The organism is Mycobacterium sp. AZCC_0083, assembly GCF_014202335.1.
GTDB lineage: Bacteria > Actinomycetota > Actinomycetes > Mycobacteriales > Mycobacteriaceae > Mycobacterium.
In genome coordinates this window covers 419,644-435,925 of the sequence record NZ_JACHGP010000005.1, presented here as the reverse complement: position 1 = coordinate 435,925, position 16,282 = coordinate 419,644, and the positions used below count along the sequence as shown (strand labels likewise).

Here is a 16,282-nt window from a genome sequence, read left to right as displayed (position 1 = left end):
GGCTTCAGTGCCCCCGGCCCGAGACGATGTCGGCCATCGTCGCGATCGGAGAGGTGTTGCGTCGGCCGCGCGACTCTGCCCGGTCGGCGGCGTAGTAGGCCGCATACATGGCTTGGACGGCGATGTACCGCAGGGGTTCCGGTTCCCACTTGCGCACCTGGTGGTTGACCCACGGTAGTTCGGTGAGCGGCGACGAGGACTTCAGTATCAGGTCGCGCAGGGTGCGGCCCGCGAGGTTGGTCGACGTAACGCCGGTCCCCACGTAACCGCCCGCCCAGCCGAGCCCAGTCGAGGGATCGAGTCCCACCGTCGCCGACCAATCACGCGGAACGCCAAGCACTCCCGACCAGACGTGCTCCACCGACGCCGAAGCCGTCGAGGGAAAGAACCGGGTCAGGATGGTGCGCAAGAGGTCGACGGTCTTCGGGTCGGTCGCTCCGTCGACGTCGGTGCCCGAGCCATAGCGGTACGGAGCTCCTCTACCGCCGATGGCGATGCGGTCATCAGCCGTGCGCTGGGCGTACATGTAGGCGTGGGCCTGGTCCCCGAGCGTCTCGTAGCCGTTCCACCCGATCTGTGCCCAGGTCTCGGCCGGTAGGGGTTCGGTGACGATGAGCGAGGAGTTCATCGGTAGCCACGTACGCCGGAGGCCGTCGATCTGCGCGGTGAAACCCTCTGTCGCCCTGACGATCGTGTCGGCCGTGACCGTGCCAAACGTCGTCGCTGCCTGGTGCGGGCGGATCTCGGTAACCCGCGTGCCTTCGAAGATCTCGACTCCGAGCGATTCGACGACCCGGGCGAGCCCCGAGGCGAGCTTGGCCGGGTGCAGCCGTGCGCAGTGCGGGTGCCACATCGCTCCCGTCGTACCGTGCACGTTGATGCGTGCCGTGGCCTCTGCCGCGCTCAGGAGCTCGACATCGGTCATCGGCCACGTTTGGGCCTCGGCGGCGGCGCTCACCAAGCGGGCTTGCTGGGCGGCGTTCGTGGCAACGGTGAACTCGCCGCCCTTGATCAGGTCGCAGTCGATGGTCTCGGCGTGGGTGACCCGGATGACCTCATCGACCGATTCGTTCATCGCAGTCTGGAAGCGCCCCACGGACTCTCGTCCGTGTGACTTCAGATAGGAGGCGCGACCGCCCGTGATGTCGTTGGTGAGCCAGCCACCGTTGCGGCCCGACGCGCCGAAGCCCGCGAAGCGTTGCTCCAGCACGACGATCCGCAACTGGGGTGCTGCCTTCTTGAGGTAGTAGGCCGTCCACAGACCGGTGTAGCCGGCCCCGATGATGCAGACGTCGGCCTGGGTGGAACCCGGCAGGGAAGGCCGCGGGGCCTCCCGTCCAATGCTGTTCCACCAGAAGGAGACATCGCCGTTGACCAGTGGCATGCTCAGCGCCCCACCATCGCGCTCGTCAGGCCGGCGGCCCCACCGCCCGAACCCGTTGGATCCCTGCGGAGTATCAGCGCCGCGATGCCGAGCACGATCAGGGTGAGTACCAACATCAGTGTGGACATGGCAGCGATCTCCGGCCGCAGCGACGCCTTCAGCGACGCGAAGATGTACACCGGCCACGGCGTCGAGCCGGCGACCGAGACGAACGACGAGACGACCGTGTTGTCGAGGCTGAGGGTGAAGGCGAGCAGTGCACCCGAGATGACGGCCGGACGAATGAGGGGCAGCGTGATGTCGGTGAACCGCCGCAACGGCGGAGCGTACAGGTCGGCGGCCGCCTCTTCGAGGCTCTCGTTCATCCCCGTCATGCGGGCACGCACGATGAAAGTGACGACAGCGCTTGCGAAGAGCGAGTTGGCGATGATGAGGCGCACCTGACCGATGTTGAAGGCGGCGAGCCCCCCATCGACACCGAGGGTGACGAACCAGGGGAGCAGCGAGATTGCGCTGACGATCTCCGGCGTCACCATGACGAGCCCTAGCAGGATCAGCAGCCCGGGCGCCCACCAGCCGGGCCGACGGGTCAGTGCGATCCCGGCGAAGGTGCCGAGCAGTGTCGCGACTACGGCGGTGCCGGTGGCGGTGATCAACGAAACGATGATCGAGTTGGTGATCGCCGGATTATTGAGGGCCGCGACGTAGGCCTCCATGCCGACCCCGTCGAACTGCTGCAGGGTGCGCCCGGAGTTGAACGAGAACACCACGATGACGACGATCGGGAAGAAGAGGAACGCCAGACCCAGTAGTCCCCAGACGGTCAGGAACGTGTCGGCGGGACGAATCCCGTGCCGACGGGAGGCACCCGTCACCGCCACGGTCATGAGGGCTCCTTGGATGGGAGTTTCAGGGATGTCATGGCGGTGATGATGCGACCGGCCACTTTGAGGACGCCGCCGACCACGGCGCTGGTGCCGAAGATGGCCAGCATGAGCAACACGGCCATCGCTGCGCCGAGCGCCCAGTTTTGCGCGCTCTGGAACTGGGCGGCCACCATCTGACCAACCATGCTGCCGCTGGCCCCACCGAGAACTGTGGGGGTGATGTAGTCGCCCATCAGTGGGACGAACACCAGCAGCATTCCGGCGGTCACTCCTGGCGCGGCGAGCGGAATCGTAATGCGGCAGAGCGTGTCCCACGCCGTGCCGCCGAGGTCGCGACTGGCTTCGAGCAGCTTCGGGTCGAGACGTTCCAGCGCCACGTACAACGGAAGGATCATCAGCGGCAGATAGTTGTAGACCACGCCGAGCTGAACCGCAGCCGAGGTGTACAGCACGTGCAGCGGCCCGTCGGTCAGGTTGGCCCATTGCAGCAGCTTCGATACGAAACCCGTTGGGTTCAGCGAAATTTGCCAACCGATGGTGCGAACGAGAAAGTTGGTCCAATACGGGATGAGCACCAGGCCCAGCACGACACCGCGCCACTTCGGGGCCAGCTTGACCGCCATCCAGTAGGCCATCGGAAACGCAATCACCAGGCACAGCACGGTTCCCGTCACGGCGATCTTCAGCGTGCGAATGAAGATCGCGAAGAACGCGGGTGAGGCAGCCTCGCCGTAGCGGTCCAACGAGAGGATGTCGTTGGCATGGGTCGTGTAGATGCCGGGTTTGTGACCGAAGCTGTACCAGACCACGAGGCCGAACGGGAGGATGAAGAACAGCAGTATCCACACGCTGATCGGCAGGGCGCCGAGTCCGTTGGGCAGTCGCAGCCGTCGTCGCGAGGGCTGGCCGTCCGCCGCACTCGGCACCAGCCCAGGGCGTTCCTCCAAGACGGTCACTTGCCCGCCGCGGCCTTTAGCTCGTCGTAGATGCCGATGATCGTGCCCTCAGCCGACGTCATTTGGCTGTAGACGAGCTTCTTCATGACGGTGTCGCTGATGAAGACCAAGTCGGGCCGCTTGATGTCGGCCTTCTTGGCTGCCTCCTCGATGCCTTCGATCCCGGTGTTGTAGCCGATGTAGAGGAGTTCCTTGAGGGAGACGACCGGGTCGAGCACGTAGTTGATGAATTCGTACGCAGCGTCTTCGTGTGGTGCGCCCTTGACGATGGCCCAGTTGTCCTGCCAGAGGTTGGCGCCCTCCGACGGCCAGACCCACTTGTACCTGTCGGGTTCGGCGTTGGCGAGTATGCCAAGGCGGGCGTCTCCGTTCCAGCAGTGAATCAGGGTGCGGGCCGAGGACGAGATGGAGGCGTTGGTCGACGACTCGAAGGCTTGCACGTGCGGGGCGATCTTGTCGAGGATGAAGGAGCGATAGGCCGCGATGTGGGCGGGATCGGTTGTGTTCTCGTCGATTCCGTTGGCGTAGAAGTAGGTGTACGAGACCTCGCTCTGGTCTTCGAGGAGCGACGTGCTTCCAGATGCCTCCTTCTGTGCGGCGTCGAGGAAGTCAGCCCACGATGTCAGGTCGCGCTTGATGACGGTGGTGTCGTAGACGTAACCCGTCGAGCCCCAGTCCTTGCAGACGCTGTACTTGTTGCCGGGGTCGAACTCGGTGTTGACGACTTTTGCGTTGAGGTTCTTCATGTTTGGCAGCTTGGTGTGGTCGAGCTCGGTGAGCAGCCCGGCGGTCGCCATCTGTTGAATGTTCGAGTGGGTGGGTACGCAGATGTCGTAGCCCGTCGTGCCCTTCGCCGCACTGAGTTTGGCGATCATCTCGGGGTTCGAGCCATAGGAGTCGACTGTGATCTTGGGGCCCTTGGCCGAGGTGAAGTCGGTCAGCACGGCGGGGTCGTCGTACTCACCCCAGGTGTAGATGTTCAAGCCGTCTGATGACGAGCCGCCGCTACTCGACCCACTGGAGCACGCGGCGAGAAACGCTGTGACCCCGAGCGCCGCGGTGCCGCCGAGGAAGGTTCGTCGGCTGAGCGAGTTCTTCAACACTTCGGGAACGAGAACGCGAATGGGCTGGTGTTGATTCATGAAGTGCCTTCCAAGTCGGGGTCGGGGGAGCTGTGGGGCGAGCGAAGCGACGGGATGAGAGATGGCAGGGGGGCGAGCGGCTACGACGTGAAGATCCGCACGGCGTCGGCCGACCACGAACACGTCACGGGCGAACCGAGTTCCGTGGGCGGGTTGGCTGCGCGGGGCAGACGGGCGAGGATCTGATCGTCGCTCGGCGTGTGAACGACCAACTGCAGGCTGTGGCCGAGTTCTGAGACCCCGAGCAGCGTGCCGGTGACGGAGTTGACCGGGCCGTCTGACGCGGGACCCGGGGCTCCCGACTGCGACGAACTGACGACCACCGACTCCGGCCTGATCGCCGCGGTGACCTCAGCGCCGCTCGAGGCTGGCACGCCGCCCTTGGTGGGGCGTGAGGAGTAGAGCGAGAGGCCGGCGGTCTGCACGCGCACCCCCGCACTGTCGAAGGACGAGATCGCGCCCGCGAAGGAGTTCTGCCTGCCGATGAACCCCGCCACGAAGGACGACTCCGGAGAGTCGTAAACACTTGAGGCCGTGCCGATCTGCTCGATGCGTCCGTCCTTCATCACCGCGACCCGATCGCTCATCGAGAGTGCTTCCTCTTGGTCGTGCGTGACGAAGATGAACGTCGTGCCGAGTTCACGCTGCAGCAGCTTCAGCTCGACCTGCATCTCCTCCCGTAGCTTGCGGTCCAGCGCGCTCATCGGCTCATCCAGCAGCAGAACGGCTGGCCGATTCACCAAAGCCCTTGCCAGAGCGATGCGTTGCTGTTGGCCACCGGAGAGCTGTGCCGGCTTGCGGCTGGCGAAGGCCGTCATCCTCACCATGTCGAGGGCGCGACTCACCCGGTCGGCGACCTCCGCCTTCGGCACGCCCGAGAGCCGCAGCCCGTAGGCGACGTTGTCGGCGACCTTCATGTGTGGAAACAGCGCATAGGCCTGGAACACCGTGTTCACCGGGCGTTTGTGAGGTGGCAGGTTCTCGACGTTCTTGCCGGAGATCTGGATGGAACCGTCGTCGGGGAACTCGAATCCACCGATCAACCGAAGCGTCGTCGTCTTGCCGCACCCGCTCGGCCCCAGCAGGCTGAGGAACTCGCCGGCCTGCACGGTGAGGCTGATGTCGTCCACGGCAGCGGCGTCCCCGTACCGCTTGGTGAGCGAGCGCAGTTCGACGGAGCCGGACGCGGAGGTCACGTGGGCGGGGGCTTCGGTGGTCACATCCATGATGCTCATGCCGAGACCAGACTCGAAGTCGCCTCGTAGACGATCTCGCCGCCGATGATGGTGTAAGCGACGGTGGCTGAACCGATCTCGGCCACCGGGGCGGCGAAGATGTCGCGGTCGAGGATGACGATGTCTCCGGCCTTGCCGACCTCGATGCTGCCCGACCGCTGCTCGTCGTGGTTGAGGTAGGCCGTGCCGAGGCTGTGTGCGATCAGCGCGTCCGCGAGGGACAGCGCCTGCTCGCCGAGGAAGGGTGCAGCGGCCAGGCCGGCCGCACCGACGTGGGCCCGGTTGACGCTGGTGTGGATGATCTCCAGCGGATTTGCCGTGCTCACTGGCCAGTCGCTTCCCGAGGCCAACGGCGCCCCGGCTCTCTGCAGTGAACCGAACGGGTATTGCCACGCGGCCCGACGGGTGCCGAGGAACGGAATCGTCAAGAGGTCCATCTGATCCTCGTGCCTCGCCCAGAGCGGCTGCATGTTGGCGACCACCTTGAGCTCGGCGAACCGGGGGACGTCATCGGGGTGAACCACCTGAATGTGTGCCAGCGTGTGGCGGAGGTCGGTGTCTCCGTTGGCCTCTCGGGCGGCCTCGACCGCGTCGAGCGACTCGCGCACGGCCCGATCGCCGAGGGCGTGGAAGTGCAACTGGAAGCCAAGGGCGTCGAGCTGAACCGCGATCTCCTTGAGCGTGGTGGGGTCGACGAAGCTCTTGCCCATGTTTTCACCGGGGCAGCCGCACGCGTCGAGATAGGGCTCGAGCATCCCTGCCGTGAAGTTCTCGGCGACCCCGTCCTGCATGATCTTGACCGTGGTCGCCGTGAACCCTGCGGCCAGAGCGCGCTCGCGCTTCTCGACGAGTTCGGGAATCTGCTCGAGTCCGCGGTTGCGGTCCCACCACAACGCGCCGACGACGTGCGCCTTCAGCACGCCGGATGCGGTGCCACGCAAGTACGAATCGAGAGGGTCGGGGGTGCCGTTCGTGGCGCCGACGATCGCGTCTTGCCAGCCGGTGACGCCCCAGGCGAACAGTTGCTTCTGAGCGATCTTCAGCGCCTCGTCCATGTCGTCCTGGCTCGGCGGTGGCGTGTGCCGTGCAACGAGGTCCATGGCTCCCTCCTGCAGCGTGCCGATCGCGTGGCCGTCGGCATCACGCTCGATCCGACCGTCGAACGGGTCGGGCGTCGAATCGTCGATACCGCCGATCTCGAGGGCCTTCGTGTTGACCCAGGCGCCGTGACCGTCGCGGTTGGGAAAGAACGCCGGCCGGTCGGGAACGACGGCGTCGAGCGCCGCGGCGGTGGGCAGCCCGCCTGGGAATGAGTCCATCGACCAGCCTCCGCCGACGATCCACGACAGCTCGGGATTGGCCGCCGCGTACTCGGCTATTCGCGTGAGGTAGCCGTCGGCGCCGTCGTACGGGGACAGGTCGCAGGCGATCATGTCGAGACCGGCGTGATACGGATGGATGTGGCTGTCTTGAAAGCCTGGGGAGACCAGGCCGCCGGCCGCGTCGATCTCGACGGCATCAGTGGTGGTGAGCGCGTCCGCGCCGATCGCGGTGATGATGCCATCCTCGATGAGAACGGGCTGTTCAACGATTCCGGCGGGTGTGAAGACGTGGCCTCCGGTGATCAGCAGGCGGTCGGGAGTAGCCATGGTGTCATTCCTTAATCTGGTGTGTGGGTAGCGAATTCAGCGGATTCGTGTCGATCGGCGGGGTGAAGTGCGACGTGATCCACATGGCTTGGGCTTGCGTCGCACCGATGTTGACGGCCCGGTGGGGAACCGACGACAGGTACTCGACGCTGTCTCGGGGTCCAAGGATGAACGTTTGGGAGGCGATCGAGATCTCGATGTGGCCACTGAGCACGTAGAAAAGTTCCTGCGCGTTGTCGTGGGCATACGCTTCGGGTCCGGTCGAGCCGCCGACCTCGAACGTGCCCTCATACACTTCGAGCTGCTGGATCGGCGGCCGCGAGAGCAGCAGCTTGTGCAGTCCGACGTCGGTGGAGAAGACGGGTCTCTCGTGCGCCCGCAACACGGGTCGCGCAACGGGTGCTTCGTCTGAGAGCAGGTCGGCCACCGAGATGCCGACGGCCGCTGAGATGCGCTTCAGCGCACCCACCGAGACTCCGCACTTGCCGTTCTCCAGCTGGCTGATGAAGCCTGCACTCACCCCTGCCCGAGCCGCGACATCCCGCGTCGACAGTCGGGCGCGTTCGCGGGCCTGCCGGAGCCGGGTTCCGAGCTTGGCACGGGCCGCAGAGTCGACGTCGGTCACGGCAGTCGTGGGTTCAGAAAACACGTGCCTCATTTCGCTAAGACGTACTTAACAGATCGCTTACTGTCGAACGTTATGACCAGAATCGTCGAGGCGCAAGAGGGGGCGCTCAGGCCCGCGAACTCTTAACACGTCGGAAATGCAGACCTCGATCAACACTGGTCGGAGGCCGTTTTCGCCGTAGTCTGGTGGGTCAGCCGTCCGTCGACAACGGAGAATCTCAGAGTGTCCGCTGCCCAGATAACCGACAGGATCCGCCGTGAACTGGCCGCCGCTGGTGACCCAAGCCGCGCTCCCGCGATGCAGGAGTACATGAAGTCGGACATCCCCTACTACGGCGTTCGGCTGCCCGACGTTCGTCGGATCTGTCGACCGATCTTCGCCACGCACCCCATCGAGTCAGCAGCTGCCTTCGACGACACCGTCGAGGGTCTATTCGTCGCCGCAATGCACCGTGAAGAGCGGTACGCCGCAATCGAACTCGCGAAACACCCGCTCTACCGCACGCACCAGACACCGGACAGAATTCCGCTGTACCGCCGACTGATCATCGCCGGCGGTTGGTGGGACACCGTCGACGACATCGCTAGCAACTTGATTGGCCCGATCTTGGTGGCCCACCGCGCCGAAGTTGGGCCGATCGTGCTTGCCTGGGCGACTGATCAGAATCTGTGGGTGCGCAGAACCGCGATCATCGCGCAGTTGGGCTCGAAACGGCGCACGGATCTGACACTGCTCACTCTGGCCATCGACGCGAACGCCGGTGACACCGACTTCTTCATTCGCAAGGCCATCGGGTGGGCGCTGCGGCAGTACGCGCGCACTGACCCGGCGTGGGTTCAAGCGTTCGTCGATGCCCGGGAAGATCAACTCAGCGGGCTTTCGAAGCGGGAGGCTCGGAAGCACCTCTGAGTGCTTCCCCGTTCAGCGCGCTAACGCTTCCGCGCAGGTCGTCGACAACACAGGCATGACCCCATTCCGTGTGGCCGCATCCCTCGCCGTCACGCTGGCCGCACCTTGGTCATGGGTGGCAACGGCCCACGCCGAAGCTTTCGCGCAACTCGGTGCAGTTCCGGTGGTGGCGTCGCCGACGTGTGCCGGAAACGTCAGCGCCGAGGCCCAGGTGACGCCGGTGCAGGTCGACGATCGCGTCGATGACGGTGTCCGCGTTGCGATTCACTACGACGCCGGCATCTACGACGGTTCCTGCGCGGTTACCGTGCACGCCGATTGGGCGAATCTCGACACCGGTGCCTCTGGAACCGGTGACATCACCGCGGTATCCACGATTGACGGGCACTACGGTTTCATCGGTTACGCCAACACCACGTTCGCAACGGGTAGCGGCACGGTGGTCGTCACACTCAGTTCGCATCCGGGCGCAGAACTGCGGATCACGGCGTAGGACTTGGCTGCGCCGAGTCCCGATCACGACGGGCCTAGGCGAGCCACTGGCGCGCGTGGTTCTCCGTTGTCAACGCTTGCACTGGCGTCGATACTGAGTGACTGAACCTCGTCCAACGCGTGCGGGGTGATCTCTCCCCACACCCGCTCCTGGCCCCGATGGCCGGGCGTATCGGGTGGGGAGAGGGAAGAGGAACGGCCGAATGACATCTGCCACTGAAGAATCTCGCTCCGAGAAGGGTTTGGCGTGGGTCGCCCAGTCGCTGGCCAGTTGGACGGAGAAGTGGTTTCCGGACGCGTATGTCGTTGCCTTGGCAGGTGTCGTCCTCGTCACCGTCGCCGCGCTCGCCAACGGGTCCTCTCCGCAGACGGTTGCCAACGCCTTCGGCAACGGCTTCTGGGATCTGACGGCCTTCACCCTGCAGATGGCCATGGTGGTGCTGACCGGATACGTCGTCGCCACGAGCCCGCCGGTGGCCAGCCTGATCGATCGCCTCGCCGGCGTGCCCCAGTCGGCGAGGAGCGCAGTGAGTTTCGTTGCGTTCCTGTCCATGTCGGTCTCCTTCCTGAACTGGGGACTCAGTCTGGTGTTCGGTGGTCTGCTGGCCCGCGCCATCGCACGTCGAACCGATCTGCGGGTGGACTACCGTGCGCTCGGCGCCGCGGCCTTCATGGGACTGGGTGCGGTGTGGGCCCTGGGGATGTCCTCCTCGGCCGCTCAGCTGCAGGCAACCGCCAGCTCGCTGCCCGACGCGCTACTGAAGATCACCGGGGTTCTCGACTTCGGCACCACGATCTTCACGTGGCAGTCCCTGCTCACATGCGCCATCCTCATCGCGCTGACCGTGGTGATTGCGCATTTCTCCGCACCGCGGGGCGCGGCCATCAAGACCGCCGAGGATCTGGACGTGGACCTCGACGACCAGACCGAAGAGGTGCCGCCACGCGCGCGGCCGGGAGAGTGGCTTGAGTACAGCCGCGTCCTGCCCGTGCTGGCGGGCCTGATGACGTTGGGGTGGTTGATCTCCCAGTTGGTCACCAAGCCAGTCCTGACCGTCGTCAGCAGCCTCAACGGATATCTGCTGGTCTTCCTCATCCTGGGCCTCGTCCTGCACGGCACGCCACGCAGGTTCCTGCAAGCCGTCGCCAAGGCCGTTCCAGCCACAGGCGGCATCCTCGTCCAGTTTCCGCTGTACGCCGCCATGGCGGCGATCCTCACCAAGGCAGAAGGCAGCGGCGGCCGGACGGTCTCGGATCTGCTGGCGGAACTGTTCACGAACGTCGGCGGCGGGGCCTTCGCACTCGTCATCGCCCTCTATACCGTCGTGCTGGGTCTGTTCATCCCATCCGGCGGCGGAAAATGGTTGGTCGAGGCCCCCTATGTCATGCAATCGGCCACGGATGTCCACATGAACCTGGGCTGGACGGTTCAGATCTACAACGTGGCCGAAGCGCTGCCGAACCTAGTCAATCCGTTCTTCATGCTGCCGCTCCTGGCGGTGCTCGGGCTTAGGGCCCGCGATCTAGTCGGATTCACGTTCTTGCAGTTCATGTTTCACCTGCCGGTGGTTCTGGCGCTGGTGTGGCTGCTCGGAATGACCTTCGACTTCGTCCCCCCTGTTATGCCCCCTGCACAGTAAGCCCAGCATGCTGGCTCTCCGACTCGCGACGGCATGACACTCCTTGCAGCACATCACTGCCATGCCTGCCATCACGACGTCTTGGGCAGCCCTGGCGGATTGATCACCGAGCTCTTGACCGCCTCGCCGCCCAACCCCCAGTGATCGAGCGCCTTTTGGTACGTACCGTTTTCGATCGCGTGATTGATCGCCTTCTGAACCGACTCGATCAACCCGTTGTCCTTCTTGGTCAATGCGGCGATCTCTCCCTGAAGCTTGTCACCCGCGCCGGAGAAGGTGGCCAGGATCTTGGTCTCCTTCGTCGACGACGAGTGGTAGACGGCGGTTGGGTTGGGCCCGAGGTATCCATCGAGGCGATGTGAAGCCAACGCCAGGTAGTAGTCGCCGGAGTTCTGGAAGTAGACGATCTCTGCCGGCTTCACCCCATCGGCGACGTTCTGAGCGTTCCAGTCGACCAGCAGCTGCTCCTGATTGGTACCGGAGTCGACCCCAATCCTCTTGCCTGCGATGTCCTTTCGCTCCTTGAACTGCCAATCGGAGTCCTTCGGCACCTCCAACGCGAGGTTGTCCAGCCGGTAGGTGGCGAAGTCGTACTTCTCCTTGCGTTCCTCGGTCACCGTGACGTTGGAGATGAACAGGTCGGTTTCGCCGGAATCGATCTTGACGAAGTTCTGCGCCCAGTCATAGTTGGATCGCTCCACCTTCAAGCCAAGGACGTCACCGATGAGGTGGGCGATGTCGACCTCGCTACCAATGGGGGTGGCATTGTCGGTGGCGTAGAAGCCGAGTGGTGGAACCGAATCCACCGATCCACTGACCCGCAGGGTGCCGCGGTCGCGGATGGCCTGCGGAACCAATGCCGCGATCTCGTCGACCTTCCCGGTGGTGACCCGACCCGACTGCTGAGCCGTCAGGTCGAACGTCACGCCGTTGTCGGCCTTCAAGGTGTCGCCGGACGTGGGTTCGCTGCAGGAGCTGACCGTCAATGCGGCGACAAACAGTAACGCGGTGACGACGCGGCTCGTTCCAATGGTCACGGCTCGAACTTTCTGGCTGATGGGGTGGGGTTACAGCACGTGGGACAGGAATTCCTTGGTCCTGGCATGCGCGGTGTGGTCGAAAACCTCTGTCGGCGTACCCTGTTCGACGACGACGCCGTCGTCCATGAACACCACGACATCGGCGACTTCACGGGCGAATCCGACTTCGTGGGTGACGATCACCAGCGTTGCGCCGTCTCGGGCGAGCTGGCGAATTACCTCGAGGACTTCACCAACCAACTCGGGGTCGAGGGCAGAGGTGGGTTCGTCGAACAGGATGACCTTGGGCCGCAGCGCAAGTGCACGTGCGATCGCGACGCGCTGCTGTTGACCGCCGGACAGCCACCGCGGATAGTCGTGCGCTTTGTCTGCGACACCGACACGTTCGAGCAGCGCTTTGGCCTCCGCCTCGACCTCGCTGCGACGACGCTTCTGCGCCGAAACTGGTGCCTCGACGACGTTTTCGAGCACCGTCAGATGGGGGAAGAGGTTGAAGTTCTGGAAGACGAAACCGATCTGGGAGCGCTGCTGTCGGATCTCACGGGTGCTCAGCTCGTGGAGTTTGCGCCCTTTGAGGCGGTAGCCGACGAGTTCTCCGTCCACGCGGATCAAACCCGCGTCGACCTTCTCCAGGTGGTTCAGCGTGCGCAACAGCGTTGACTTACCCGACCCCGACGGGCCGAGGATCGCGACGACCTCACCGGGCCGAACCGTGAGGTCGACGCCCTTCAGGACTTGGTTGGCGCCGAAGGACTTGTGCACACCCCTGGCCTCGATGGCCAACCGCGAATGAACGATCGGCGACGTCGCCAGGCCAGGCTTTGATTGGTGCTCAACGGTTTCGGTCACTTCGTCACCCCACGCGGTGGGAGCGGCAGATCAGCGATCGTGCGTCGGAGCCGTTGAATCGGAGTAAGCGGCGGGTTGCGAAGCGCGCCCTTGGCGTAGTGGCGTTCAACGTAGAACTGCACGATCGACAGCAGGGAGGTGAACACGACGTACCAGACAGTGGCGACCATCAGCATCGGTACCACCCGTCCGCTGCGGCCGTAGATGATCTGCACCTGATAGAACAGTTCGGCGATGGCCATCACCGAGACGATGGAAGTGCCCTTGAAGAGCGAGATCACCTCGTTGGTCGCGTTCGGCAGAATGGACCGCATGGCTTGGGGCAGGATGATTTTGAAGAACTCGCGGCGGCGTGGAATGCCCAGCGCCGCAGCCGCCTCCGTTTGACCCTCGTCGACGGAGATGATCCCGGCTCGGACGATCTCCGCGGAATACGCCGCCTGGTGCAAGGCCAATCCGATGACGGCCGCGGTCGAGCCGTTGATCACGCTGTTGACGTTGAACTCGAAGAATGCCGGGCCGAAGGGAACTCCGACGGCCAACGTCTGATAGAGGTAGCCGATGTTGAACCAGAACAGCAACTGCACGATCAGGGGGATGGACCGGAAGGCCCACACGTAAGACCAGGAGATCACCTGAAGCACGGGGTTGCGCGACAGCCGCGCCGCCGCCAGCACGACGCCGAGGCCGAATCCGATGAGCGTTCCCCAGAACGTCAGCTGGATCGTCAACCACAACGCCAACATCACCGATCTCGCGGTGAAGTACTCCGAGAAGGTGTCCCAGTTCCACCCGGGATTCGTGGCGAGCCCGTGCAGGAACTGGGCGACGACAACCAATGTGGCGATGCTGGTTACCCAACGCCATGGGTGCCAATTGCGGGCAACGGTGAGTTCGCTTGCGGGAATCAGGGTGCCGTCGTGGGCGACGATGCCATCGGTGCCGACATCGGAATCTGTGCCGTGCGGCGATATCGCGCCGGTGGACACCGCGGTCAATGCGGACTTCTTTCGTCGATCGGCGCTGGGTCGGCACCGTCCCAAGTTCCTGCGGCCGCACTCGCGGCTGGAGGAAAACCTAGGCCGCCGCCGGGAAATGAGCGACGATTTCTACCGGCGTGATCCGATGTGCGGACCGTGAACGTGCCGGTGTCAATCGCGCCCGAGTCGTCGGGGGTCGCCCAAATCAGTGGTGATCGAGTCGGTGATGGCATCTTCCACGCGACGCGGCCCTTCATCGTCGAGGCCCGTCGCCGCTCTGAGGAACGGCCCGAACAGCCGCCAGCCCAGCTGAAGAGCCAGGGCGTCTGCGGTGGCCACCCGAGCCGTGTACTCGTCGCCGTGGTGATCGCGGGCAGCCGCGACGAGCTGTTCCACGTTGGGGAACCGGTGCTGAAGCTGCCCGACGTCGAATCCGTCCAACAACGCGCGGGCGATGACCTTCCAACTGCGTTCAGCGCGGGCTTCTACGACGTCGCGAGATGCGCATGCATCTCGTGCGGTCACCAGGTCTTCGGCGAGATAGTCCAGGACCGACGCCACGATGGCTTCCTTGTTGCCGATGTGGCGAAAGATCAAGCCGGCGTTGACTCCTGAGCGGTCGGCGATGTCCCGCAGCGATGTGGCTGCCGGCCCACGCTCGGCGAACAGATCAGCCGCATGGGACAGCACGGTCGACCGAACACGCGTGCCCGCGTCGTTGCGCCCGCCGCTTGCTGTAGTCATTCGACTACAGTAGCGTGTAGTCAATCGACTACAGATGCGCGAGGATCTTGAATGACGGACACATTGCAGGGCGACGACGTCCCCGCCTCTCCCGGTCGACGGCAGGTCCTCGGCCTCCCGCTCACCGTGGGACCGTTCAATCACGTTGCAGCCGAACGCGATCGATTGGCGTCTCTGCAATGGCAGCACTTCGACGCCGAGCAGATCGGCGTGACGGTGGGGGCACGCATCTCCGGTGTGGATCTCACCGAGCCGCTCAGCGACGGCGTGCTCGGTGAACTGCGCACGGCGCTGCATGACTACAAGGTCCTCTTCTTCCGGGAACAGCCCTTGACGGCGCAGGCGCACGCCTGCCTGGCCCGCCAATTTGGTCCGCTGGAGGTACATCCGCTCCTGCCGTCCAACGGCGCGGATCCCGCGTTGGCCCGCTTCCAGAAGGACGCCACCACATCGGGCTACGAGAACGTGTGGCACCACGACGTCACCTGGCGACCCGAACCGTCGATTGTGGCGATACTGCACGCCATCGACGTGCCCCCCATCGGCGGTGACACGTTGTTCGCGGACATGTACGCCGCCTACGACTCACTCGACGACGAGACCAAATCCGAGATCGAGCACCTCGACGCGGTACACGACTTCACGAATGCCTTCGGCGGGCTGTTGCCGGCGGCCAAAGTCGCTGAGCTGCAGGCGATGCATCCGTCCGTGCGCCATCCGGTGGTATGCACACATCCGGTAACCGGGCGCCGGCACCTGTACGTCAATCACGCGTTCGTCCGCCGCATCGACGGATACTCCCAGGACGCCAGCATCGACCTGCTGGATCGGTTGTGCCGCACCGCGAACGCACCCGAACACCAGTGCCGTTTCCGGTGGGCCGTCGACTCGGTCGCGATCTGGGACAACCGAGCCGTGCAGCACTACGCCGCCAGCGACTACTGGCCCCATACCCGGGTGATGGAGCGTGCATCGGTGATCGGTCCGCGGCCGCAACGCTGAAGGGCACACCGTGGAAACAACTGCGTACATCGATAGAGGAGAGAACATGCCAGACCTCATGGTCAAGGACCACGAGTCGCACGACGCCGGCCGTTGGCTCAAGTCCTATTACGCTCTGCGAGGCGCGGTCTCGCTCATTTGGGTCGCTACAGCACTGACCGTCGGAACGTCGTCGCCGTTGGTCGCAGGCGCACTGCTGATGATCTACCCGGCATGGGATGCCCTCGCCAACGTGGTCGACGCGCGGCAGAACGGCGGCCTGCGCCGCAATCCGACCCAAGCGTTCAACGCGGCGGTGAGCAGTCTGACCACCGTTGCGGTGGCGGTCGCCCTCGCCGCGAGCATGAACGCGGTTCTTGGGGTGTTCGGTGTGTGGGCCGGGATGTCCGGCCTGCTGCAACTGGCAACGGCCGTGCGTCGTTGGAAGCACGCCGGTGGGCAATGGCCGATGGTCGTCAGCGGCGTCCAATCCGCGGCTGCCGGTGCGATGTTCCTCGGGAAGGCCGGCGCACCTGAGGCGCCCAGCGTTGCCGACATCGCTCCCTACGCCGCGTTCGGCGCCTTCTACTTTCTCGTGTCCTCCGTCTGGTTGATCGTGGCGGCTGCACGGCGCCGACGACAACTCACCATCCATGCGGGCCGGTGAACCAGGCTGACCTCACGGCCCGGATTCGCAGTGGTGCAGCTCACGTCGCCGAGGTGAACATTGTTGCCCGCGGGCTCGTAAAGGGGACGCAAGGTTTCC

At 64.6% G+C, this 16,282-nt stretch carries 16 protein-coding genes; 5 read left to right on the top strand and 11 right to left on the bottom strand.

All coding sequences use genetic code 11. The annotated features are described in order from the left end of the window. Nucleotides 1–4 precede the first annotated feature (4 nt). The 7 genes from HNP02_RS15215 to HNP02_RS15185 form a co-directional block, all read right to left on the bottom strand. Nucleotides 5–1,384 carry an FAD-binding oxidoreductase gene (locus HNP02_RS15215; RefSeq protein WP_221317608.1) on the bottom strand — a complete coding sequence of 460 codons (1,380 nt, stop codon included), beginning with the start codon at nt 1,382–1,384 and terminating at the stop codon, nt 5–7. 2 nt (nt 1,385–1,386) lie between these two features. Then, on the bottom strand, nt 1,387–2,271 hold the full coding sequence (locus HNP02_RS15210) for an ABC transporter permease (RefSeq protein ID WP_184439709.1): 885 nt from the start codon (nt 2,269–2,271) through the stop codon (nt 1,387–1,389). After that, nucleotides 2,268–3,227, bottom strand: a complete 960-nt coding sequence (locus HNP02_RS15205; RefSeq protein ID WP_309241563.1) for an ABC transporter permease — start codon at nt 3,225–3,227, stop codon at nt 2,268–2,270. The genes HNP02_RS15210 and HNP02_RS15205 overlap by 4 nt, the downstream gene beginning before the upstream one ends. Continuing rightward, nucleotides 3,224–4,369: a PotD/PotF family extracellular solute-binding protein gene (locus HNP02_RS15200; protein WP_184439707.1), complete on the bottom strand. Its 1,146-nt coding sequence runs from the start codon at nt 4,367–4,369 to the stop codon at nt 3,224–3,226. Before HNP02_RS15200 ends, HNP02_RS15205 begins: the two co-directional genes overlap by 4 nt. An 80-nt stretch (nt 4,370–4,449) precedes the next feature. After that, nucleotides 4,450–5,604 carry an ABC transporter ATP-binding protein gene (locus HNP02_RS15195; RefSeq protein WP_184439705.1) on the bottom strand — a complete coding sequence of 385 codons (1,155 nt, stop codon included), beginning with the start codon at nt 5,602–5,604 and terminating at the stop codon, nt 4,450–4,452. Beyond that, nucleotides 5,601–7,253 carry an amidohydrolase gene (locus HNP02_RS15190; protein WP_184439702.1) on the bottom strand — a complete coding sequence of 551 codons (1,653 nt, stop codon included), beginning with the start codon at nt 7,251–7,253 and terminating at the stop codon, nt 5,601–5,603. The genes HNP02_RS15195 and HNP02_RS15190 overlap by 4 nt, the downstream gene beginning before the upstream one ends. Before the next feature lie 4 nt (nt 7,254–7,257). After that, nucleotides 7,258–7,902, bottom strand: a complete 645-nt coding sequence (locus HNP02_RS15185) for a helix-turn-helix domain-containing protein (protein WP_184439700.1) — start codon at nt 7,900–7,902, stop codon at nt 7,258–7,260. 201 nt (nt 7,903–8,103) lie between these two features. Between HNP02_RS15185 and HNP02_RS15180 the strand changes: the two genes are divergently transcribed. The 3 genes from HNP02_RS15180 (at nt 8,104) to HNP02_RS15170 (ending at nt 10,922) form a co-directional block, all read left to right on the top strand. Further along, nucleotides 8,104–8,790 (top strand): DNA alkylation repair protein, encoded by a 687-nt coding sequence (locus tag HNP02_RS15180; protein ID WP_184439698.1) that lies wholly within the window; start codon nt 8,104–8,106, stop codon nt 8,788–8,790. A gap of 55 nt (nt 8,791–8,845) precedes the next feature. Next, a complete protein-coding gene (locus HNP02_RS15175; RefSeq protein ID WP_184439696.1) occupies nt 8,846–9,283 on the top strand; it encodes a hypothetical protein in 438 nt (145 codons plus the stop codon). 202 nt (nt 9,284–9,485) lie between these two features. Continuing rightward, nucleotides 9,486–10,922, top strand: a complete 1,437-nt coding sequence (locus tag HNP02_RS15170; RefSeq protein WP_184439694.1) for a short-chain fatty acid transporter — start codon at nt 9,486–9,488, stop codon at nt 10,920–10,922. Between the two features lie 71 nt (nt 10,923–10,993). Here the strand turns inward: HNP02_RS15170 and HNP02_RS15165 are convergent, their stop codons facing one another. From HNP02_RS15165 to HNP02_RS15150, 4 genes are all read right to left on the bottom strand, one after another. Next, nucleotides 10,994–11,953, bottom strand: a complete 960-nt coding sequence (locus HNP02_RS15165) for an ABC transporter substrate-binding protein (protein ID WP_184439936.1) — start codon at nt 11,951–11,953, stop codon at nt 10,994–10,996. A 36-nt stretch (nt 11,954–11,989) separates the two neighbouring features. Continuing rightward, a complete protein-coding gene (locus tag HNP02_RS15160) occupies nt 11,990–12,745 on the bottom strand; it encodes an amino acid ABC transporter ATP-binding protein (RefSeq protein ID WP_184439935.1) in 756 nt (251 codons plus the stop codon). 62 nt (nt 12,746–12,807) lie between these two features. Further along, nucleotides 12,808–13,743 carry an amino acid ABC transporter permease gene (locus HNP02_RS15155; RefSeq protein ID WP_375373676.1) on the bottom strand — a complete coding sequence of 312 codons (936 nt, stop codon included), beginning with the start codon at nt 13,741–13,743 and terminating at the stop codon, nt 12,808–12,810. Nucleotides 13,744–13,962: 219 nt separating this feature from the next. Then, nucleotides 13,963–14,535, bottom strand: a complete 573-nt coding sequence (locus HNP02_RS15150; protein WP_184439692.1) for a TetR/AcrR family transcriptional regulator — start codon at nt 14,533–14,535, stop codon at nt 13,963–13,965. Nucleotides 14,536–14,586: 51 nt separating this feature from the next. On the opposite strand from HNP02_RS15150, the gene HNP02_RS15145 reads away from it, so the two are divergent. Together HNP02_RS15145 and HNP02_RS15140 are read left to right on the top strand one after the other, a co-directional pair. Then, entirely contained in the window at nt 14,587–15,537 is a 951-nt protein-coding gene (locus tag HNP02_RS15145; protein ID WP_184439690.1) for a TauD/TfdA family dioxygenase, read from the top strand. A 46-nt stretch (nt 15,538–15,583) separates the two neighbouring features. Then, nucleotides 15,584–16,183: a DUF308 domain-containing protein gene (locus HNP02_RS15140; protein WP_221317607.1), complete on the top strand. Its 600-nt coding sequence runs from the start codon at nt 15,584–15,586 to the stop codon at nt 16,181–16,183. Nucleotides 16,184–16,282 lie beyond the last annotated feature (99 nt).